Annotated in this window: 2 protein-coding genes and 1 riboswitch; both genes read left to right on the top strand. The window is 39.5% G+C overall.

Going from position 1 to position 2,927, the window contains the following annotated elements; all coding sequences use genetic code 11:
* Positions 1-556: 556 nt before the first annotated feature.
* Positions 557-1,693 carry an L-lactate oxidase gene (lctO, locus tag HT693_RS03115; protein ID WP_000120708.1) on the top strand — a complete coding sequence of 379 codons (1,137 nt, stop codon included), beginning with the start codon at positions 557-559 and terminating at the stop codon, positions 1,691-1,693.
* Between the two features lie 148 nt (positions 1,694-1,841).
* A riboswitch (TPP riboswitch) is annotated at positions 1,842-1,930 on the top strand.
* A 217-nt stretch (positions 1,931-2,147) separates the two neighbouring features.
* Positions 2,148-2,816, top strand: coding sequence for a TenA family protein (locus HT693_RS03120; RefSeq protein WP_100104234.1), 669 nt, complete (start codon positions 2,148-2,150; stop codon positions 2,814-2,816).
* Positions 2,817-2,927: the final 111 nt, after the last annotated feature.

Below are 2,927 nucleotides of genomic sequence, written 5' to 3' on the forward strand. Positions count from 1 at the left end.
TTCGTTATTGGGCGGTTACAGTTGAAATAGTACACTTTGATTTCTAAGACATTGTTAGAAATTGGTTTAAATTCCCTAATCAATTTGCGCATGTTTTATTTCATTTTACGATAGTACGTTGAAACTTTTCAAAAAGTACTAGAAATTGACTTGGATTCTCCAATTGATTTGTTCAGATTCACTATAAATAAAAAATTAATAAGTGGGATAGGAAGTTAGCGTCAACTAGGATAGTATCTTGCTTAAACAGTATATATGGAACTGATATAAGTCCATAGGCCCTATTAGAGGATGTTCTGGTGTCTTATTTACTTGTTTTTTATAGCATTAGTAGATAGAATCAGCAAATAAAAAAGTAGTTCAAATGCCTGGCAGCAAAAAATCTCAACGATTCACTTAATATAGACTAAAGTTTAGAGTTTAAGGAAAGTAGGGCTAATATATTGTATGAAAAATAAGATTGTTTTTAAGCAAAACTCTTGAAAATGATTGAAAAAAGAGTTATTATAGATGTATAGTAAAAAGCAAACGCTTACTTAATCAAGGAGGACAGTTTATGTCATACAAAACAAGCAATGCAGAAGGGCATGTAGATTTCATTAATACCTATGATTTGGAGCCAATGGCGCAACAAGTGATCCCTAAAGCAGCATTTGGCTATATTGCTAGTGGGGCAGAAGATACTTTCACTTTAAGAGAGAATATCCGTGCCTTTAACCACAAACTCATCGTTCCACATACGCTTTGCGATGTTGAAAATCCAAGTACAGAGATTGAATTTGCAGGTGAAAAACTATCCTCACCAATCATTATGGCGCCTGTTGCGGCTCATAAATTAGCGAATGAACAGGGTGAAGTGGCGACTGCGCGTGGTGTGCATGAGTTCGGTTCTCTTTATACAACCAGTTCTTACTCTACTGTTGACCTTCCAGAGATTTCTGAAGCCCTTCAAGGGACACCTCATTGGTTCCAATTTTACTTTAGTAAGGATGACGGTATCAACCGCCACATCATGGACCGTGTGAAGGCTGAAGGTTATAAAGCGATTGTCTTGACGGCAGATGCTACTGTAGGGGGCAATCGTGAGGTGGATAAGCGTAATGGTTTTGTCTTCCCAGTTGGCATGCCGATTGTTGAAGAATACCTGCCAGAAGGTGCTGGTAAATCAATGGACTTTGTTTACAAATCAGCTAAACAGCGCTTGTCTCCACGCGATGTAGAATTTATCGCTGAATACTCTGGACTTCCTGTCTATGTCAAGGGACCACAATGCCGTGAGGACGTTGAGCGTTCACTTGCTGCGGGAGCTTCTGGTATCTGGGTAACCAACCACGGTGGTCGTCAAATCGACGGTGGACCAGCTGCTTTTGACTCGCTTCAAGAAGTGGCAGAAGCAGTTGATAGACGTGTGCCAATTGTCTTTGACTCTGGTGTTCGTCGTGGTCAACACGTCTTTAAAGCCTTGGCTTCAGGAGCAGACTTGGTAGCTATTGGTCGCCCTGCTATTTATGGTTTGGCTCTTGGTGGTAGTGTTGGTGTGCGTCAAGTCTTTGAACACTTGAATGCGGAATTGAAGACAGTTATGCAATTGTCTGGAACTCAGACCATTGAAGATGTCAAACACTTCAAACTTCGTCACAACCCATACAACCCAACCTTCCCAGTTGACCCTCGTGACTTAAAATTGTATTGATAAAAGAGATTGCCTCCACTGAATGTGGAGGTTTTTCTTCGTGTATTGGAAGAATAAATCGCTATCAAAAACTATATAAAGATATTTTTCGGTCAAATATCTTGCTAGGGCTTTCAATTTCTGTTATAATGGTCTAGTAATTAAATAATAAAGACATTTGGGGTGCTTTAGGCTGAGATGATACCCATTGAACCTGATACAGTTAAGACTGGCGAAGGGAAATGTGAACAGTTTTTTTCGTATGGTGAAATGAACGGTCTAATCTTGTAAGTCAACTCTAATTCTTGATTGTAATTGGAGTTTTTTTGTTTATATAAAACTGGATAGGCTTGTTTAGGTAGCTCTCTGCAAATGTCCTCGATGTTCTTTAAAAGAATCAAGTGGAATTACGATTTTACTTGGTATTTCTTGGTGTTTTATTAATTACTAACAAGTAAAGAGAGGAGAAGTAAATATGGAAACACAGATTTATGCATTTCAGCCAGGTTTGACTGTTGGAGAATTATTAAAAAGCAGTCAGAAGGATTGGCAGGCTGCAATCAATCATCGTTTTGTTAAGGAACTTTTTGCAGGGACAATTGAGAATAAGGCCTTAAAAGACTACCTGATTCAAGATTATCACTTCTTTGATGCCTTCCTATCCATGTTGGGTGCCTGCGTAGCCCACGCAGACCAGCTTGAATCCAAGCTTCGTTTTGCCAAGCAACTAGGTTTTCTTGAAGCAGATGAAGATGGCTATTTCCAAAAGGCTTTCAAAGAGTTAAAAGTAGCAGAGAATGACTATATGGAAGTGACCTTGCATCCTGTAACAAAAGCCTTTCAGGATCTAATGTATTCGGCAGTGGCTTCATCAGACTATGCCCATCTTTTGGTCATGCTGGTCATTGCAGAAGGTCTCTATTTAGACTGGGGTTCTAAAGATCTGCCTATACCTGAAGGCTATATTCATTCGGAATGGATCAATCTCCACAGAGGTCCTTTCTTTGCAGAGTGGGTTCAATTTCTGGTTGACGAACTCAATCGTGTCGGGAAAGGTCGAGAAGATTTGACAGAACTTCAGCAACGCTGGAATCAAGCGGTCGCTTTAGAATTAGCCTTTTTTGATATTGGTTATGACGCCTAGAGAAAGTTTAGGATATTTACAAATTTGATGAGTTAATACTCTTCGAAAATCTCTTCAAACCACGTCAGCTTCACCTTGCCGTAGGTATGGTGTTCTATCTGCAACCTCAAA

It is taken from the genome of Streptococcus sp. 2154, assembly GCF_013277255.1.
Lineage (GTDB): Bacteria > Bacillota > Bacilli > Lactobacillales > Streptococcaceae > Streptococcus > Streptococcus pseudopneumoniae.

Coding starts and splice junctions, on each gene's coding strand:
- lctO (WP_000120708.1), top strand. CDS start 557: ATGTCATACAAAACAAGCAATGCAGAAGGGCATGTAGATTTCATTAAT.
- HT693_RS03120 (WP_100104234.1), top strand. CDS start 2,148: ATGGAAACACAGATTTATGCATTTCAGCCAGGTTTGACTGTTGGAGAA.